Source organism: Streptomyces sp. HNM0645, from assembly GCF_030056615.1.
Lineage (GTDB): Bacteria > Actinomycetota > Actinomycetes > Streptomycetales > Streptomycetaceae > Streptomyces > Streptomyces marianii.
Map to the genome: position 1 here is coordinate 1 of NZ_JASHLT010000044.1, position 16,862 is coordinate 16,862.

Sequence of the window (16,862 nt, forward strand, 5' to 3'; positions counted from 1 at the left end):
GTTTCGGTGGTCATAGCGTTAGGGAAACGCCCGGTTACATTCCGAACCCGGAAGCTAAGCCTTTCAGCGCCGATGGTACTGCAGGGGGGACCCTGTGGGAGAGTAGGACACCGCCGAACAAATTTTGGGCCTCAACCCCCGAGTGGAAACTCGGGGGTTGAGGCTTTTTTTGCGTTCTGCCACTCCCACACCGTGTCCCCGCACATCCGGAGTCGGCCCTCCGGCCGGCGACGAGGACGCCCTGCAATCGCTGACACATACTCAGGGGCCCACCCGAGGTCGATTAGGAGCACACGTCAGTTCGGGGTATGCTTCACTGCGTTGCCGAGCGGGAGACCGCGAAGAGCAACAGGCCCCTATAGCTCAGTCGGTAGAGCGTCTCCATGGTAAGGAGAAGGTCAACGGTTCGATTCCGTTTGGGGGCTCCGAACGGAAGAAGGCCCCCGCCTCACGGCGGGGGCCTTCTTCGTATGTGCGCTTCCGTCAGCTCGCGTGGGGCTCCGGGACGCGCATCGCGAGGATCGCCATGTCGTCCGAGGCGGGCTCGGCAGCGAAGCGCTCGACAGCGCGGAGAACGCGTGCCGCGACCGCGCCGGCCGTCAGGCCCGTACACGTCGTCAGAACGTCGGTGAGACCGTCGTCGCCGAGCATGCGTGTGCCCTCACGGCGTTCCGTGACACCGTCCGTGACACAGAGGAGGACGTCCCCCGGGTCGAGGGTGACGGTCTGCTCGTACAGTTCCAGGTCGTCCATCACGCCCAGCAGCGGCTGTGGTTCGGCGGCGGGCTCCACGGAGCCGTCCTGGCGCAGCCGCAGCGGCAGCGGGTGTCCGGCGCAGACGACCTTCAGGAGTGCCGAACCGTCCTCCTGGGGCCAGAGCTCACCGTAGAGCAGTGTGAGGAAGCGGCTGCGGGCGCCTTCGTCGAGGATCGCCGCGTTGAGCCGCTCCAGCACCGCCGGACCGCCGAAGCCCTCCCGGGCGAGCAGGCGCAGGGCGTGCCGGGCCAGACCGGTGACCGCGGCGGCCTCCGGGCCCGTTCCGCAGACGTCACCGATGGCGAAGCCGTACGCCCCGTCGCGGATCGGGAAGAGGTCGTAGAAGTCTCCGCCGACCTCGTTGCCCTCGCCGGCTGCGCGGTAGATGACCTCCACCTCCACACCCGGCACCTGGGGCAGGCCCGGCGGCAGCAGACTGCGCTGCAGCGACTGGCTGATGGCCGTGCGCTCCGAGTAGAGCCTGGCGTTGTCCAGGGCGAGGGCGGCCCGGCGGGACAGGTCCTCGGCGAGTTCGAGGATCTCCTGGCGGAAGTGGTCGTCGGACGGCTTGCCGAGCGTCAGCATGCCGATGACGCGGTTCCGGGCGACGAGGGGGAGGACCACGGTCTCGCCGCCGACCGCGGAGGCCGTGGCCAGGGTCGTGCCGATGCCCGACGACACATGGGCGGCGCCGAGGCCGAGTTCACGCATGGAGGTGCGCAGCGCGGCCTGGTGCGCGGCCTCGGCCGGGGCGGTCCACACCCGCGCACCGGGCGTGGGGACCGGGTCCGGCGGGTCGATCTTGGCAAGCAGGGCCTTGAGGCCGTCGATGCGCTCCTCGTCCTCGTGCAGGACGTACGAGAGGTACGGCTCGGAGGACTGGTCGGAGATCGTGTACACGGCACACCAGGTGGCGAGCGTCGGTACTGTCATCTGGGCCATCAGCGCCAGGGTCTGGTCGCGGTCGAGGGTGCCGGCCAGCAGGTCCGAGGCCTCGACGAGGAAGCTGAGGGATCCCCGGCGCAACCTCTCCAGCTCGCCCAGGCGCGCTGACTCGACGGCGAGGGCGATGCGGTCGGCGGCGAACTGCAGGCGCAGCGCCTCCTCGTTTGAGTAGCGGCCCGAGGCCTCGGCGGCGACGCCCAGGGAGCCGGTGAGCCGGCCCTCGACCTTGAGCGGGACGGTGACCACGGAGCGCATGCCGGTGCCGCTGAGGAGGGGGATGGCCCCGGGGACCGCGGTGAGGTCCTCGTGGACGGCGGGCATACGGGCCGAGCCGTAGCGTCCCGTGCCGGCCTCGACCGGGACCCGGGCGAAGCGCTGGCGGGCCGAGGGGAGTCCGGTGCTGGCCCGTACCTCGAGCTCCGTCTCGTCGTCGGTGGCCAGCAGCAGGAACGCGGCGTCACCGTCGAGCATGTCGCGGGCGCGTTCGACCGTGCGCTGGAGGAGGCCGTCGAGGTCGTCGGGCGCCGGGGAGCCGATGAAGACCTCGAAGGGATCGGCGTTGCGGTTGTCGTGGCGAGCGCCGTCCGCGGCGGGTGCGCGCGTCGGCGTCTGGAGCACGGCCCGCTCGTAGTCGCGCACCAGGAGGCAGACGGTGGACGCCTCGCCCTGGGTGTCTCGTACGCGGAGGTGGGAGGCGTATACGGGAACGACGCGGCCGTCCGTGCCGCGGATGCCGTAGCTGCCCTCCCAGCGGGAGAGCTGGAGCGCCTCTGCGAGGCCGGTGCCGGTTCCCGGGGTGTGCGGCCAGGCGGCGAAGTCGCCGAGGGGCTTGCCCAGCACCTGGTCGGCCGCGTACCCGAAGAGGTGCTCGGCGTCGTCGTTCCAGGAGCCGATCGTGCCGTTGCGGTCGATCTGGAGCACCGCCACGCGGACGCGTTCGTCGGCCACGGGAAGCAGATCGGGCGGAAGGACCGGACCGGCGGAGCGGGTGCCCACCGCGCGCTGCGGCAGGTCGAGTTGGAACCAGACGTGCTTGTGGGTCGGTGCGTACTCGACGCCCCAGCGCGAGGCGAGCGCGGCGCAGAGCAGCAGTCCGCGCCCGTTCTCCCGGTCCGGGTGGACGACGGCCCTGGTGCCGCCCTGCATCGGGATCTCGCGTTCCGGATAGCGGTCGGCGACCTCGACCCGTACGCCCTCCCCGGTGCGCAGGCAGAGCACCTCCGCGGCGGTGCCGGCGTGGATCACCGCGTTGGTGACGAGCTCACTGGTGAGGACGACGGCGTCGTCGACGACGTCGGAATGCCCCCAGCCCTGGAGGGTGTCGCGGACGAACGCGCGCGCCGTGGCCACCGACCGGCCCACCGGTTCGAAGCTGGCAGCCGCCCGTGCGGTGATCTCGGAACTCCTCGTACGCGTCTCGACGCCAGGCTCGGCCATGGTCGATGTCCGCCCCTCCCGGTGCCCGGTCTGGTAGTCCTTGCGCCATGCCGCCCCCCGCCGGGCGACCGGGGCGGTTGGACAGCCGGATGCCAGGTTACTTACCTTCGCTGTCCGAGCGGATGCCGGTCACCGCCGTTTCCGCCTTCTAGGGGTGGGGACGCTATGCGAAGCTGCCGAACTGTTATGGCCTGGTTCGGCCGCGGTGAAACACTGGGCAAGCTTCCTGAGACAGCCTGAGCAACATGGTCAACCCCCGCGGGAGGGACACGGTGGAGTCTGGTGCAACGGCGCGTGGCGCCGGCACGCGCGCACAAGGCGGACAGTCCCGGAGGAATCAGTCACGCGGGGGAACGACCGCGGTGGACACCGCGGCTCTGAACCGGCTCCTGGCGGCCCTGTCGGCCATGCGGGACGGGAACTTCCGCAAGCGGCTGACGGTCTCGGGCGACGGCGTCATGGCCGAGATCGCGGCCGTCTTCAACGAGGTCGCGGACCGCAATCTGCATCTCACCGGAGAGCTCGCGCGGGTCCGGCGTGTCGTCGGCCGTGAGGGAAAGCTCACGGAACGGCTGGATCCCGGCGCCTGCGAGGGCTCCTGGGCCGCCGCGATCGAGGCGTCCAACGAGTTGGTGGACGACCTTGCGCGCCCGGTGTCCGAGGTTGGCCGCGTGCTGTCGGCGGTCGCGGAGGGCGATCTGGAGCAGCGCATGGAGCTCCGGTCGCACGCGGAGGACGGCTCGGACGGGGCGGTGCGGCCGCTGCGCGGAGAGTTCCTCAAGGTCGCGCGCACGGTGAACAACCTCGTGGACCAGCTGTCCGCGTTCACCGACGAAGTGACGCGGGTCGCACTCGAGGTCGGTACCGAGGGCAAACTCGGCGGGCAGGCCCAGGTGCGAGGTATGTCCGGTTCATGGAAAGATCTCACGGATTCCGTCAACACGATGGCGTACCGGCTGACGGCTCAGGTGCGTGATATCGCTCTCGTGACGACGGCGGTCGCCAAGGGTGACCTCTCGCGCAAGGTCACCGTGCATGTCGCGGGCGAGATGCTCCAGCTGAAGAACACCGTCAACACGATGGTGGACCAGCTGTCCTCGTTCTCCTCCGAGGTGACCCGGGTCGCCCGTGAGGTGGGCACGGAGGGCGAGCTCGGCGGCCAGGCGGTCGTGCCGGGCGTCGCCGGGGTGTGGAAGGACCTGACCGACTCCGTCAATACGATGGCGGGCAATCTCACCTCGCAGGTGCGGGGCATCGCCGAGGTCACGACGGCCGTCGCGAACGGCGACCTGTCGCAGAAGGTCACGGTGAGCGCGCGCGGCGAGGTCGCCCAGCTCGCCGAGACCATCAATCAGATGACCGAGACACTTCGGACGTTCGCGGACGAAGTGACCCGGGTGGCGAGCGAGGTCGGTGCCGAGGGTCTGCTCGGCGGCCAGGCGCAGGTGCCGGGTGCGGCCGGCACGTGGAAGGACCTGACCGACTCGGTCAACACCGTCTTCCGCAATCTCACCACCCAGGTGCGGGACATCGCGCAGGTGACGACGGCGGTCGCGAACGGCGACCTGTCGCAGAAGGTCACCGTCGACGTGGCCGGCGAGATGCTGGAGTTGAAGAACACCGTCAACACCATGGTGGACCAGCTCCAGTCGTTCGGTTCCGAAGTGACCCGGGTGGCGCGGGAGGTCGGAGTCGAGGGCCGGCTGGGTGGTCAGGCCGAGGTGCCGGGTGCGGCCGGTACGTGGAAGGACCTGACCGACTCGGTGAACACGGCGTTCCGCAACCTCACCGGCCAGGTGCGGGACATCGCGCAGGTGACGACGGCGGTCGCGAACGGCGACCTGTCGCAGAAGGTCACCGTCGACGTGGCCGGCGAGATGCTGGAGTTGAAGAACACCGTCAACACCATGGTGGACCAGCTCCAGTCGTTCGGTTCCGAAGTGACCCGGGTGGCGCGGGAGGTCGGAGTCGAGGGCCGGCTGGGTGGTCAGGCCGAGGTGCCGGGTGCGGCCGGTACGTGGAAGGACCTGACCGACTCGGTGAACACGGCGTTCCGCAACCTCACCGGCCAGGTGCGGGACATCGCGCAGGTGACGACGGCGGTCGCGAACGGCGACCTGTCGCAGAAGGTCACCGTCGACGTGGCCGGCGAGATGCTGGAGTTGAAGAACACCGTCAACACCATGGTGGCGCAGCTGTCCTCGTTCGCCGACCAGGTGACGCGCATGGCCCGGGACGTGGGTACGGAGGGCCGGCTCGGCGGTCAGGCGCGGGTCGACGGAGTCTCGGGCACCTGGAAGGAGCTCACCGACTCCGTCAACTTCATGGCCGGCAATCTGACCTCGCAGGTGCGCCAGATCGCCCAGGTGACGACGGCGGTGGCGCGCGGTGACCTGTCGCAGAAGATCGACGTGGACGCGCGCGGCGAGATCCTGGAGCTGAAGAACACCATCAACACGATGGTGGACCAGCTGTCGGCGTTCGCGGAGCAGGTGACGAGGGTCGCCCGCGAGGTGGGCACGGACGGGCGGCTCGGCGGTCAGGCGCAGGTTCCCGGAGTGGCCGGGGTGTGGCGTGACCTGACCGACTCCGTGAACGGCATGGCCGGGAACCTCACGGCCCAGGTCCGCAACATCGCCCAGGTCGCCACGGCGGTGGCGCGCGGCGATCTGTCGCAGAAGATCGACGTGGACGCGCGCGGCGAGATCCTGGAGCTGAAGAACACCCTCAACACGATGGTGGACCAGCTCTCGAACTTCGCGGAGCAGGTGACCCGGGTGGCCCGTGAGGTGGGCACCGAGGGCATCCTGGGTGGCCAGGCCGAGGTGCAGGGAGTCTCCGGCACCTGGAAGGACCTCACCCAGTCCGTCAACTTCATGGCGAACAACCTCACCAGTCAGGTGCGGAACATCGCCGAGGTGACGACGGCGGTCGCCAAGGGCGATCTGTCGAAGAAGATCACGGTCGACGCCAAGGGCGAGATCCTGGAGCTGGTCACGACCGTCAACACGATGGTGGACCAGCTCTCGAACTTCGCCGACGAGGTCACGCGGGTGGCCCGTGAGGTGGGTACGGAGGGCATCCTGGGGGGTCAGGCCCGGGTACGGGGTGTCACCGGCATCTGGAAGGACCTCAGCGACAACGTCAACCTGATGGCCAACAACCTGACCAGTCAGGTGCGGAACATCTCCAGGGTGTCCTCCGCGGTCGCCAACGGCGACCTGACCAAGAAGGTGACGGTCGAGGCGCGCGGCGAGGTCGCCGAACTCGCCGACACCGTGAACACGATGGTGACGACCCTGTCGTCGTTCGCGGCGGAGGTCACGCGGGTGGCCCGTGAGGTGGGTACGGAGGGCATCCTGGGCGGCCAGGCCCGGGTGCCGGGCGTCGCGGGCACCTGGAAGGACCTCACCGAGTCCGTGAACTCGATGGCGTCCAACCTGACCGGTCAGGTGCGCCAGATCGCGACGGTGACCACGGCCATCGCCAAGGGCGACCTCACCAAGAAGATCGACATCGACGCCCGCGGTGAGATCCAGGACCTCAAGGACACCATCAACACGATGGTCGACCAGCTGTCGTCCTTCGCCGAGGAGGTCACGCGGGTGGCCCGTGAGGTGGGCACGGACGGCATGCTCGGTGGCCAGGCGCGGGTCCGGGACGTCGACGGCACCTGGCGGGACCTGACGGAGTCCGTGAACGAGATGGCCGGGAACCTGACCCGGCAGGTGNTGCTCGGTGGCCAGGCGCGGGTCCGGGACGTCGACGGCACCTGGCGGGACCTGACGGAGTCCGTGAACGAGATGGCCGGGAACCTGACCCGGCAGGTGCGCGCGATCGCGGCCGTCGCCACCGCGGTGACCCGGGGCGACCTCAACCTCAAGATCGACGTGGACGCGGCCGGTGAGATCCAGGTCCTGCAGGACAACATCAACACGATGATCGCCAACCTGCGCGACACCACCCTCGCCAATGAGGAGCAGGACTGGCTGAAGGGCAACCTGGCCCGAATCTCCGGTCTGATGCAGGGCCGGCGGGACCTGGACGACGTCGCCTCGCTGATCATGAGCGAGCTCACGCCGGTGGTCTCGGCGCAGCACGGCGCGTTTTTCCTGGCCATGCCGACGGGCGGCGGGGACGAGCTGGCCCCGGGCGGCGAGAGCGTGTACGAGCTGGTGATGCGCGCCAGTTACGGCTACTCGGCCGGGTTGATGCCCACGTCGTTCCGGCCGGGGGAGACCCTGATCGGCACGGCGGCCGAGGAGAAGCGGACGATCCAGGTCAACGTGCCGCCGGGGTATCTGAAGATCTCGTCGGGGCTGGGCGAGGCCTCGCCGGCGCATGTGATCGTGCTGCCGGTGCTGTTCGAGGGGAAGGTGCTCGGTGTGATCGAGCTGGCGTCGTTCCAGCCGTTCACCCAGATCCAGCGCGACTTCCTGAACCAGATCGCCGAGATGATCGCCACCAGCGTCAACACCATCAGCGTCAACACCAAGACCGAGGTGCTGCTCAAGCAGTCGCAGGAGCTGACCGAGCAGCTGCGGGAGCGTTCGGAGGAGCTGGAGAACCGGCAGAAGGCACTGCAGTCCTCCAACGCCGAACTGGAGGAGAAGGCCGAGCTGCTGGCCCGGCAGAACCGCGACATCGAGGTGAAGAACACCGAGATCGAGGAGGCCCGGCAGGTGCTGGAGGAGCGCGCGGAGCAGCTCGCGGTCTCCATGCGCTACAAGTCCGAGTTCCTGGCGAACATGTCGCACGAGCTGCGGACCCCGCTCAACTCCCTGCTGATCCTCGCCAAGCTGCTGGCGGACAACGCGGACACCAACCTCACGCCGAAGCAGGTGGAGTTCGCCGAGACGATCCACGGGGCCGGATCGGACCTGCTGCAGCTCATCAACGACATCCTCGATCTGTCGAAGGTCGAGGCGGGCAAGATGGACGTCAGCCCGACCCGGATCGCCCTGGTCCAGCTCGTCGACTACGTGGAGGCGACGTTCCGGCCGCTCACGGCGGAGAAGGGGCTCGACTTCTCGGTCCGGGTGTCGCCGGAGCTGCCCGCGACGCTCCACACGGACGAGCAGCGGCTGCTGCAGGTCCTGCGCAATCTGCTGTCGAACGCGGTGAAGTTCACCGACACCGGCGCGGTGGAGCTGGTGATCAGGCCGGCGAACGCCGATGTGCCGCAGTCGATCCGCGAGCAGTTGCTGGAGGCGGGTTCGCTGCGCGACGCCGACGGGGACCTGATCGCCTTCTCGGTCACCGACACCGGCATCGGCATCGCGGCCAGCAAGATGCGGGTGATCTTCGAGGCGTTCAAGCAGGCCGACGGCACGACCAGCCGCAAGTACGGCGGTACGGGCCTGGGGCTGTCGATCAGCCGGGAGATCGCGCGGCTGCTCGGCGGCGAGATCCACGCGGCGAGCGAGCCGGGCCGCGGCTCGACGTTCACGCTGTACCTGCCGCTGCACCCCAGTGAACTGCCGCCGCAGGGCTACCCGCAGCTCGTGCCCGGCTCCGAGACGTCGGCACCCGCGATGGACGACGCGTCGGCGTCCGGGCTGCCGCCGGGGGCGCAGGAGCGGTCGGCGGCCGGGGAGGCGAACAACGCCCCCGGCACGCTCTTCCGGCGCCGCCGGAAGGCGCTGGGGGCCATGGACCTGCGGCACGCCCTGCCCGGGCAGCCCACGGCCGCTTCGGGTTCCGCGCAGGAGTCCTGGACGGGGCAGTCCCCGCAGGAGCCGGGGCCGGAGCCGCGCCGCACCTACGAGTTCCACAGCGAGAAGGTGCTGATCGTCGACGACGACATCCGCAACGTCTTCGCGCTCACCAGCGTGCTGGAGCAGCACGGCCTGTCCGTGCTGTACGCGGAGAACGGGCGGGAGGGGATCGAAGTCCTGGAGCAGCACGACGATGTGACGGTCGTACTGATGGACATCATGATGCCCGAGATGGACGGCTACGCCACGACGACGGCGATCCGCAGGATGCCGCAGTTCGCCGGGCTGCCGATCATCGCGCTCACGGCTAAGGCGATGAAGGGCGACCGGGAGAAGGCGATCGAGTCGGGCGCTTCCGACTACGTCACGAAGCCGGTCGACCCCGATCATCTTCTCTCCGTGATGGAGGAGTGGATGCGCGGAAAGTGACGATGGTTGCCTGCGTGCACATCACAGTCTGATTGCGGACCGTGCGGATTCTTCTGAATTGCTGACTGACTGTGTCCACAGGCGTGTGAGGGGGCGGGATCCGGGGAACCTTCTCGACTCCCACCGCGTTTCTGCTATGTGCACAGTGACATCGCGGTGACAGGGTGTGGCGACGGGCGGGGTGCGGCTACCATGACCGGCACAAGGACGGGCGGCGCAAGGGAGTCGTCCCTCGGGGCGGCGCCCGGTGTTTCCCCCGGCTCATCGAGCTGGGGAGACCCCAAGCCGGGGCGAGGAGGGCGAGGCATGGTGCAGAAGGCCAAGATCCTCCTGGTCGATGACCGGCCGGAGAATCTGCTGGCGCTGGAGGCCATCCTCTCTGCGCTCGATCAGACGCTGGTGCGGGCATCGTCAGGGGAAGAAGCGCTCAAAGCGCTGCTGACGGACGATTTCGCGGTCATTCTGCTGGACGTCCAGATGCCGGGAATGGACGGATTCGAGACCGCTGCGCACATCAAGCGCCGCGAACGGACCAGAGACATCCCGATCATCTTCCTGACGGCGATCAACCACGGCCCGCACCACACCTTCCGCGGTTACGCCGCGGGCGCGGTGGACTACATCTCCAAGCCGTTCGACCCCTGGGTGCTCCGGGCGAAGGTCTCCGTCTTCGTCGAGCTCTACATGAAGAACTGTCAGCTGAGGGAGCAGGCGGCTCTGCTCCGTCTCCAGTTGGAGGGCGGCGGACAAGGCGCGGGCGAGGCCAAGGAGCCGGCGGGCCTCCTCGCCGAACTGTCAGCGCGGCTCGCGGCGGTTGAGGAGCAGGCCGAGGCGCTCTCCAAGCAACTGGACGACGAGTCAGCGGACGCTGCGGCCGTCGCCACGGCGGCCCACCTCGAGCGCAAACTCACCGGACTGCGCAGGGCGCTGGACGCCCTGGAGCCGGGTGCGGGCACCGGTTCGCCGACGCTTCCGTCCCAGAGTTGAGGGCTGTCCCGCAGTCCCTGGGGGATCGGGGCGCGGCGTCGGATGCGGTGCATCGCAAGGCGGGGAGTCGTCCTCGTACTGGGTGTACTCGGATGATTCGACAACGCAGCGAGGCGCCGTAGGTGCCTCGCGCGCCCACCGGGGGTTGCGGGACAGCCCATGGTGCCGCGTCAGACAGCGTTCGTCCCGTCCCGTTGCGACGCCCGGCACGGCCGCTCGCGGCGTTGCCGAGTCAACCGAGTGGGCCCACGACGAGGTCGATGCGGTGCCTTGCCGTCCCTCGCCTCGGCCGGAGGGCCGGGGAGATCCATTGCACCGGCTGCCGCCGCTCGACGGGCGAACCCCGCCCGACACGGCACCAGGTCGTTGCGCAACCGGCGCTGACCGCCCGAAGAGTGGGCCGGGCGGGTGTTCCGCAACACGGCGAAGCTCGGGCAGGCGCCCGCCCACTGATTGGGCGTCAGCTTCCGGGCTCGGCCGGGCCGACACGAACGGGTGAACCGGTGGTCACGCGTGTGCCCCGCCTGTCGCACCGGTAACCTCACCATCATGGCCTCACGTACGTCCGGCAAGGGTTCCCAGGGCACGGCGGGCACCGCGAAGCCGCGCGCCGGCCGTACGACCGGCGCCGCGAAGAAGGCGGCGTCCGCCAAGAAGACCGCGGCGAAGACGCCCGCGGCAGGCAAACGCGTCCCCGCCAAGAAGGCACCCGCACGCAAGTCCGCGGCGAAGAAGACCGCGCCCAGGCCCGCACCGAATCCCACCGGGGGCGTGCTGTGGCTGATCCGTGCCGTGTGGCTCGGTGTCGCCCACGCCCTCGGCGCCATGCTCCGCGGCATAGGACGCGGCGCCAAGGGGCTCGATCCGGTGCACCGCAAGGACGGGCTCGCGCTGCTGCTGCTGGCCCTCTCGCTGATCGTCGCCGCGGGCACCTGGTCCAGTCTGCGCGGCCCGGTGGGCGATCTCGTCGAGATGCTCGTCACCGGCGCGTTCGGCCGGCTCGACCTGCTCGTGCCGATACTGCTCGTCGCGGTCGCCGTACGGCTGATCCTCTATCCCGAGCGGCCCGATGCCAACGGCCGGATCGTCATCGGGCTGACCGCCCTCGTCGTCGGCGTGCTCGGCCAGGTCCACATCGCCTGCGGTTCACCGGGGCGCGAGGACGGCGCCGAGGCCATGCAGGACGCGGGCGGTCTGATCGGCTGGGCCGCCTCCAAGCCGCTGGTCTTCATGATGACCGAGGTCCTCGCCGTACCGCTGCTGGTACTGCTCACGGTCTTCGGTCTGCTCGTCGTCACCGCCACGCCGGTCAACGCCATCCCACAGCGGACGCGCCGGCTCGGGGTCCGGCTCGGGATCCTGGAGGCGCCGCACGAGCCCGGTGAGGACGACACCGGGGAGCCGGGAGAGTACGACGAGTGGCGCGAGGCGCGGCCGGCGCGCCCCCGCACCCCCGCGCGCCGCGACGGCGAGGTGTACGACGCCGACAGGGCGGAGGAGGCGGCGCTGTCCCGGCGCCGACGCCGCGGGCCCTCCGCGCAGCCGGACGCCGGACGGCCGATGGACGCGGTCGACGTCGCCGCGGCCGCCGCGGCGGCCCTGGACGGGGCCGTCCTCAACGGCATGCCGCCGTCACCCGTCGTTGCTGGTCTGACCCGCGACCTCACCGCCGACCGGGAGCGCGCCGCCGGGCCGCTGCCCGGTGCGCGGACCGAGCGGTCCTCGGCCGCTCCGCCCACCGCGGAGGAGAGGCAGTCCCCGTCGGGTTCCGTGCCCGACCTGACCAAGCCCGCTCCCGAGTCGCAACCCCTCCCCCCGCGGGCCGAGCAACTGCAGCTCTCCGGGGACATCACCTACGGGCTGCCCTCGCTGGACCTGCTGGAGCGCGGCGGACCGGGCAAGAGCCGCAGCGCCGCCAACGACGTGATCGTCGCCGCACTCACGAACGTCTTCACGGAGTTCAAGGTCGACGCGGCGGTCACCGGATTCACCCGCGGTCCGACGGTCACCCGCTACGAGGTCGAGCTCGGCCCCGCGGTGAAGGTCGAGCGGATCACCGCGCTGACCAAGAACATCGCCTATGCCGTCGCGAGCCCGGACGTGCGGATCATCTCGCCGATCCCCGGCAAGTCCGCCGTCGGCATCGAGATCCCGAACACCGACCGGGAGATGGTCAATCTCGGCGACGTGCTCCGACTGGCGGACGCGGCCGAGGACGACCACCCGATGCTGGTCGCGCTCGGCAAGGACGTCGAGGGCGGCTACGTCATGGCCAACCTGGCGAAGATGCCGCACATCCTGGTCGCGGGCGCCACCGGCTCCGGAAAGTCCTCCTGCATCAACTGCCTGATCACCTCCGTGATGATGCGGGCCACTCCGGAGGACGTCCGGATGGTCCTCGTCGACCCCAAGCGGGTCGAGCTCACGGCCTACGAGGGCATCCCGCACCTGATCACGCCGATCATCACCAACCCCAAGCGGGCCGCCGAGGCCCTGCAGTGGGTCGTGCGCGAGATGGACCTGCGCTACGACGACCTGGCCGCGTACGGCTTCCGGCACATCGACGACTTCAACCGTGCCGTGCGCGGCGGCCGCGTCAAGGCACCCGAGGGCAGCGAGCGCGAGCTCCAGCCCTATCCGTACCTCCTGGTGATCGTCGACGAGCTCGCGGACCTGATGATGGTCGCCCCGCGCGACGTCGAGGACGCCATCGTCCGGATCACCCAGCTGGCCCGCGCCGCCGGCATCCATCTGGTCCTGGCCACCCAGCGGCCCTCGGTCGACGTCGTCACCGGGCTGATCAAGGCCAATGTGCCCTCGCGGCTCGCCTTCGCCACCTCTTCCCTCGCCGACAGCCGGGTCATCCTGGACCAGCCGGGCGCGGAGAAGCTGATCGGCAAGGGCGACGGCCTGTTCCTGCCCATGGGGGCCGGCAAGCCCACCCGTATGCAGGGCGCCTTCGTGACGGAGGAGGAGGTCGCGGCAGTCGTCCGGCACTGCAAGGAGCAGATGGCCCCCGTCTTCCGGGACGACGTGGTCGTCGGGACGAAGCAGAAGAAGGAGATCGACGAGGACATCGGCGACGACCTCGACCTCCTCTGCCAGGCCGCGGAGCTGGTGGTCACCACCCAGTTCGGGTCGACGTCCATGCTCCAGCGCAAGCTCCGGGTCGGCTTCGCCAAGGCCGGCCGGCTCATGGACCTCATGGAGTCCAGGAACATCGTGGGCCCCAGCGAGGGCTCCAAGGCGCGTGATGTTCTCGTGAAACCCGATGAGCTGGATGGAGTGCTCGCGGTGATCCGTGGGGAGTCTGATTCGTAAGGGAGGGCGGGGCAACCGTTTCCCTTGGTCGTGCGTCAAGTTGGATGGAGGGCGGGACATGCCCCGTGCTCCCGCTGTCCGGCCATTCCGATGGCGTACAAACTGCATCCGCCCGGTTGCCCCACCCTTTCGTACCACCCATAGACTGAACCTCCAGCAGGTGGCTACACGCTCGAAAGGCGCCCCCGTGTCCATCGGCAACTCCCCCGAAGACGCCCGTCCTTCTCTCGAAGACGACGGGCCTTCGATCGGTCGCTCGCTCCAGCAGGCGCGCACCGACGCAGGCCTGACCGTCGACGAGGTCAGTACTTCCACCCGTGTGCGCGTCCCCATCGTGCAGGCGATCGAGCAGGACGACTTCTCGCGCTGCGGTGGCGATGTGTACGCGCGCGGGCACATCAGGACACTGGCGCGCGCCGTGGGGCTGGATCCGGACCCTCTCGTCGCGCGGTACGACGCCGAGCACGGCGGCCGTCCCTCACCGACCCCGGCGGCCCCGCTCTTCGAGGCGGAACGTATCCGCCCCGAGCGCAGGCGCCCCAACTGGACCGCCGCGATGGTGGCGGCGATCGTCGCCGTCATCGGTTTCGTCGGCTTCACCCTCTTCGGCGGCTCCGACGGCACCAACGGCACCAAGCAGGTCGCCGAGGGCTCCGCGCCCGAGAAGACCAGCCCCAAGCCGCCCTCGGCCAAGCCGGTGGCGCCCAAGCCCGACGCCTCCGAGAGCGCGATCGCCGCCGTCCCGCAGGACAAGGTGACGGTGAAACTGACGGCGGTCGACGACAAGAGCTGGATCTCCGCCAAGTCCGCCAACGGCAAGCTGCTCTTCGACGGACTGCTCCTCGCGGGTGAGTCCAAGACCTTCCAGGACGACGAGCGGCTGGACCTCATTCTCGGCAACGCCGGCGCGATCGAGCTGTTCGTGAACGGCAAGAAGATCGAGGACAGGTTCGAGAACGGCCAGGTCGAGCGGCTGTCCTACGCCAAGGGCGACCCCGAGGCCGGCTGATCCGGAAGGGCCGGAACCGGCCGGATATCGACCATCCACCGCCCGTACCCCGGGCGGCAACCCTCGCGGACCGGGCGTGGGCCAGGACAAAGTAGTCTTGAGCCCATGCCCGAACGCCGTACCGTCGCCCTTGTCACTCTTGGCTGCGCCCGTAACGAGGTGGACTCGGAGGAGCTCGCAGGCCGCCTGGCAGCGGACGGCTGGGAGCTCGTCGAGGAAGCCGCCGACGCGGATGTCGCGGTCGTCAACACCTGCGGCTTCGTCGAAGCCGCCAAGAAGGACTCCGTCGACGCCCTGCTCGAGGCCAACGACCTCAAGGACCACGGGAAGACGCAGGCCGTCGTCGCGGTCGGCTGCATGGCCGAGCGCTACGGCAAGGAACTCGCCGAGGCCCTGCCCGAGGCCGACGGCGTGCTGGGCTTCGACGACTACGCCGACATCTCCGACCGCCTCCGGACCATCCTGAGCGGCGGCATCCACGCGTCCCACACGCCGCGCGACCGCCGCAAGCTGCTGCCGATCAGCCCGGCGGACCGCCAGGGCGCCGAAGTGGCCCTCCCCGGGCACGCCCAGGCCCCGCAGGACGCGCCCGCCGACCTCCCCGAGGGCCTGGCGCCCGCCTCCGGGCCGCGCGCCCCCCTCCGCCGCAGGCTCGACACCAGTCCGGTCGCCTCGGTGAAGCTCGCCTCCGGCTGCGACCGGCGCTGCTCGTTCTGCGCGATCCCGTCCTTCCGCGGGTCCTTCGTCTCCCGGCGGCCGAGCGACGTCCTGGGTGAGACCCGCTGGCTCGCCGAACAGGGGGTGAAGGAGATCATGCTGGTCTCCGAGAACAACACCTCGTACGGCAAGGACCTCGGCGACATCCGGCTCCTGGAGACGCTGCTGCCCGAGCTCGCGGCCGTCGACGGCATCGAGCGGGTGCGGGTCAGCTATCTGCAGCCCGCCGAGATGCGCCCCGGGCTGATCGACGTCCTGACGTCCACCGAGAAGGTCGCACCCTATTTCGATCTCTCGTTCCAGCACAGCGCCCCCGGCGTGCTCCGCGCCATGCGGCGTTTCGGCGACACCGAGCGGTTCCTGGAGCTGCTGGAGACCATCCGCGGCAAGGCCCCGGAGGCCGGTGTGCGGTCCAATTTCATCGTCGGGTTCCCGGGCGAGGGCGAGGCGGACTTCGCCGAGCTGGAGCGCTTCCTCACCGAGGCGAGGCTCGACGCCATCGGCGTCTTCGGCTACTCCGACGAGGAGGGCACCGAGGCCGCCGGCTACGAGCGCAAGCTCGACCAGGACGTCGTCGACGCGCGCCTGGCACATCTGTCCCGGCTCGCCGAGGAGCTGACCGCCCAGCGGGCCGAGGAGCGTATGGGGGAGACCCTGCACGTACTCGTCGAGTCCGTGGACGACGAGGACGGCGCCGTGGGCCGTGCCGCGCACCAGGCGCCCGAGACCGACGGGCAGGTGGTCTTCACGAGTGCCGTCGGGTTGGCACCCGGACGTATGGTCGAAGCAAAGGTCGTCGGTACGGAGGGCGTCGACCTCATGGCCGACGTGGTTTCGGAGTGTCGTGAGGAGGCGGGCAGATGACCGGAGCGCCGGCATCCGCAGCGGGCGGGACCGGAAGGCCGGCGCCCGGCGGGAAGCTGGGCGCTGCGGCCGTCGACCAGGCCAGCCTGTGGAACATCGCCAACATCCTCACCATGGTGCGGCTGCTGCTCGTCCCCGGGTTCGTGGTGCTGCTGCTCATGGACGGCGGACACGACCCGGTCTGGCGGGCCTGGGCCTGGGCGGCCTTCGCCGTCGCCATGATCACCGACGTTTTCGACGGGCATCTGGCGCGTACGTACAACCTGGTCACGGACTTCGGGAAGATCGCGGACCCGATCGCCGACAAGGCGATCATGGCCGCCGGCCTGATCTGTCTGTCGGGGCTCGGGGATCTGCCCTGGTGGGTGACCGGAGTGATCCTCTTCCGCGAGCTGGGGATCACCCTGATGCGCTTCTGGGTGATCCGCCACGGAGTGATCCCGGCAAGCCGCGGCGGCAAGCTGAAGACCCTGGCGCAGGGCACCGCGGTCGGCATGTACGTGCTCGTGCTGACCGGGCCGCTGGCCACGCTGCGCTGGTGGGTGATGGCCGCGGCGGTCCTCCTGACCGTCGTGACGGGGCTGGACTACGTGCGTCAGGCGGTGGTCCTGCGGCGTCGGGGCCTCGCGGCCGAGCGGTCCGCCGGGCGGGACCGCGCGGAGTCCTCTCGATGAGTGCGG

At 69.8% G+C, this 16,862-nt stretch carries 7 protein-coding genes, 1 tRNA gene and 1 rRNA gene; 8 read left to right on the forward strand and 1 reads right to left on the reverse strand.

From position 1 onward, the window contains the following. Nucleotides 1–2 precede the first annotated feature (2 nt). Together rrf and QMZ92_RS26565 are read left to right on the forward strand one after the other, a co-directional pair. A 5S ribosomal RNA gene (gene rrf, locus QMZ92_RS26560) occupies nucleotides 3–119 on the forward strand. 233 nt (nucleotides 120–352) lie between these two features. Next, nucleotides 353–425: transfer RNA gene (locus QMZ92_RS26565), tRNA-Thr, on the forward strand. A gap of 58 nt (nucleotides 426–483) precedes the next feature. Here QMZ92_RS26565 and QMZ92_RS26570 read toward each other — a convergent pair. Beyond that, a complete protein-coding gene (locus tag QMZ92_RS26570; protein ID WP_283300030.1) occupies nucleotides 484–3,138 on the reverse strand; it encodes a SpoIIE family protein phosphatase in 2,655 nt (884 codons plus the stop codon). A gap of 407 nt (nucleotides 3,139–3,545) precedes the next feature. On the opposite strand from QMZ92_RS26570, the gene QMZ92_RS26575 reads away from it, so the two are divergent. The 6 genes from QMZ92_RS26575 (at nucleotide 3,546) to pgsA (ending at nucleotide 16,856) form a co-directional block, all read left to right on the forward strand. Further along, on the forward strand, nucleotides 3,546–9,284 hold the full coding sequence (locus tag QMZ92_RS26575; protein WP_502962146.1) for a HAMP domain-containing protein: 5,739 nt from the start codon (nucleotides 3,546–3,548) through the stop codon (nucleotides 9,282–9,284). A gap of 306 nt (nucleotides 9,285–9,590) precedes the next feature. Next, on the forward strand, nucleotides 9,591–10,271 hold the full coding sequence (locus QMZ92_RS26580) for a response regulator (protein ID WP_138052756.1): 681 nt from the start codon (nucleotides 9,591–9,593) through the stop codon (nucleotides 10,269–10,271). A gap of 549 nt (nucleotides 10,272–10,820) precedes the next feature. Beyond that, nucleotides 10,821–13,592: a DNA translocase FtsK gene (locus QMZ92_RS26585; RefSeq protein WP_283300032.1), complete on the forward strand. Its 2,772-nt coding sequence runs from the start codon at nucleotides 10,821–10,823 to the stop codon at nucleotides 13,590–13,592. A gap of 187 nt (nucleotides 13,593–13,779) precedes the next feature. Continuing rightward, on the forward strand, nucleotides 13,780–14,601 hold the full coding sequence (locus QMZ92_RS26590; protein WP_283300033.1) for a helix-turn-helix domain-containing protein: 822 nt from the start codon (nucleotides 13,780–13,782) through the stop codon (nucleotides 14,599–14,601). 105 nt (nucleotides 14,602–14,706) lie between these two features. Beyond that, on the forward strand, nucleotides 14,707–16,182 hold the full coding sequence (rimO, locus tag QMZ92_RS26595; protein ID WP_283300034.1) for a 30S ribosomal protein S12 methylthiotransferase RimO: 1,476 nt from the start codon (nucleotides 14,707–14,709) through the stop codon (nucleotides 16,180–16,182). Further along, on the forward strand, nucleotides 16,179–16,856 hold the full coding sequence (gene pgsA, locus QMZ92_RS26600) for a CDP-diacylglycerol--glycerol-3-phosphate 3-phosphatidyltransferase (RefSeq protein WP_283300035.1): 678 nt from the start codon (nucleotides 16,179–16,181) through the stop codon (nucleotides 16,854–16,856). The genes rimO and pgsA overlap by 4 nt, the downstream gene beginning before the upstream one ends. The last annotated feature ends 6 nt before the right edge of the window (nucleotides 16,857–16,862 follow it).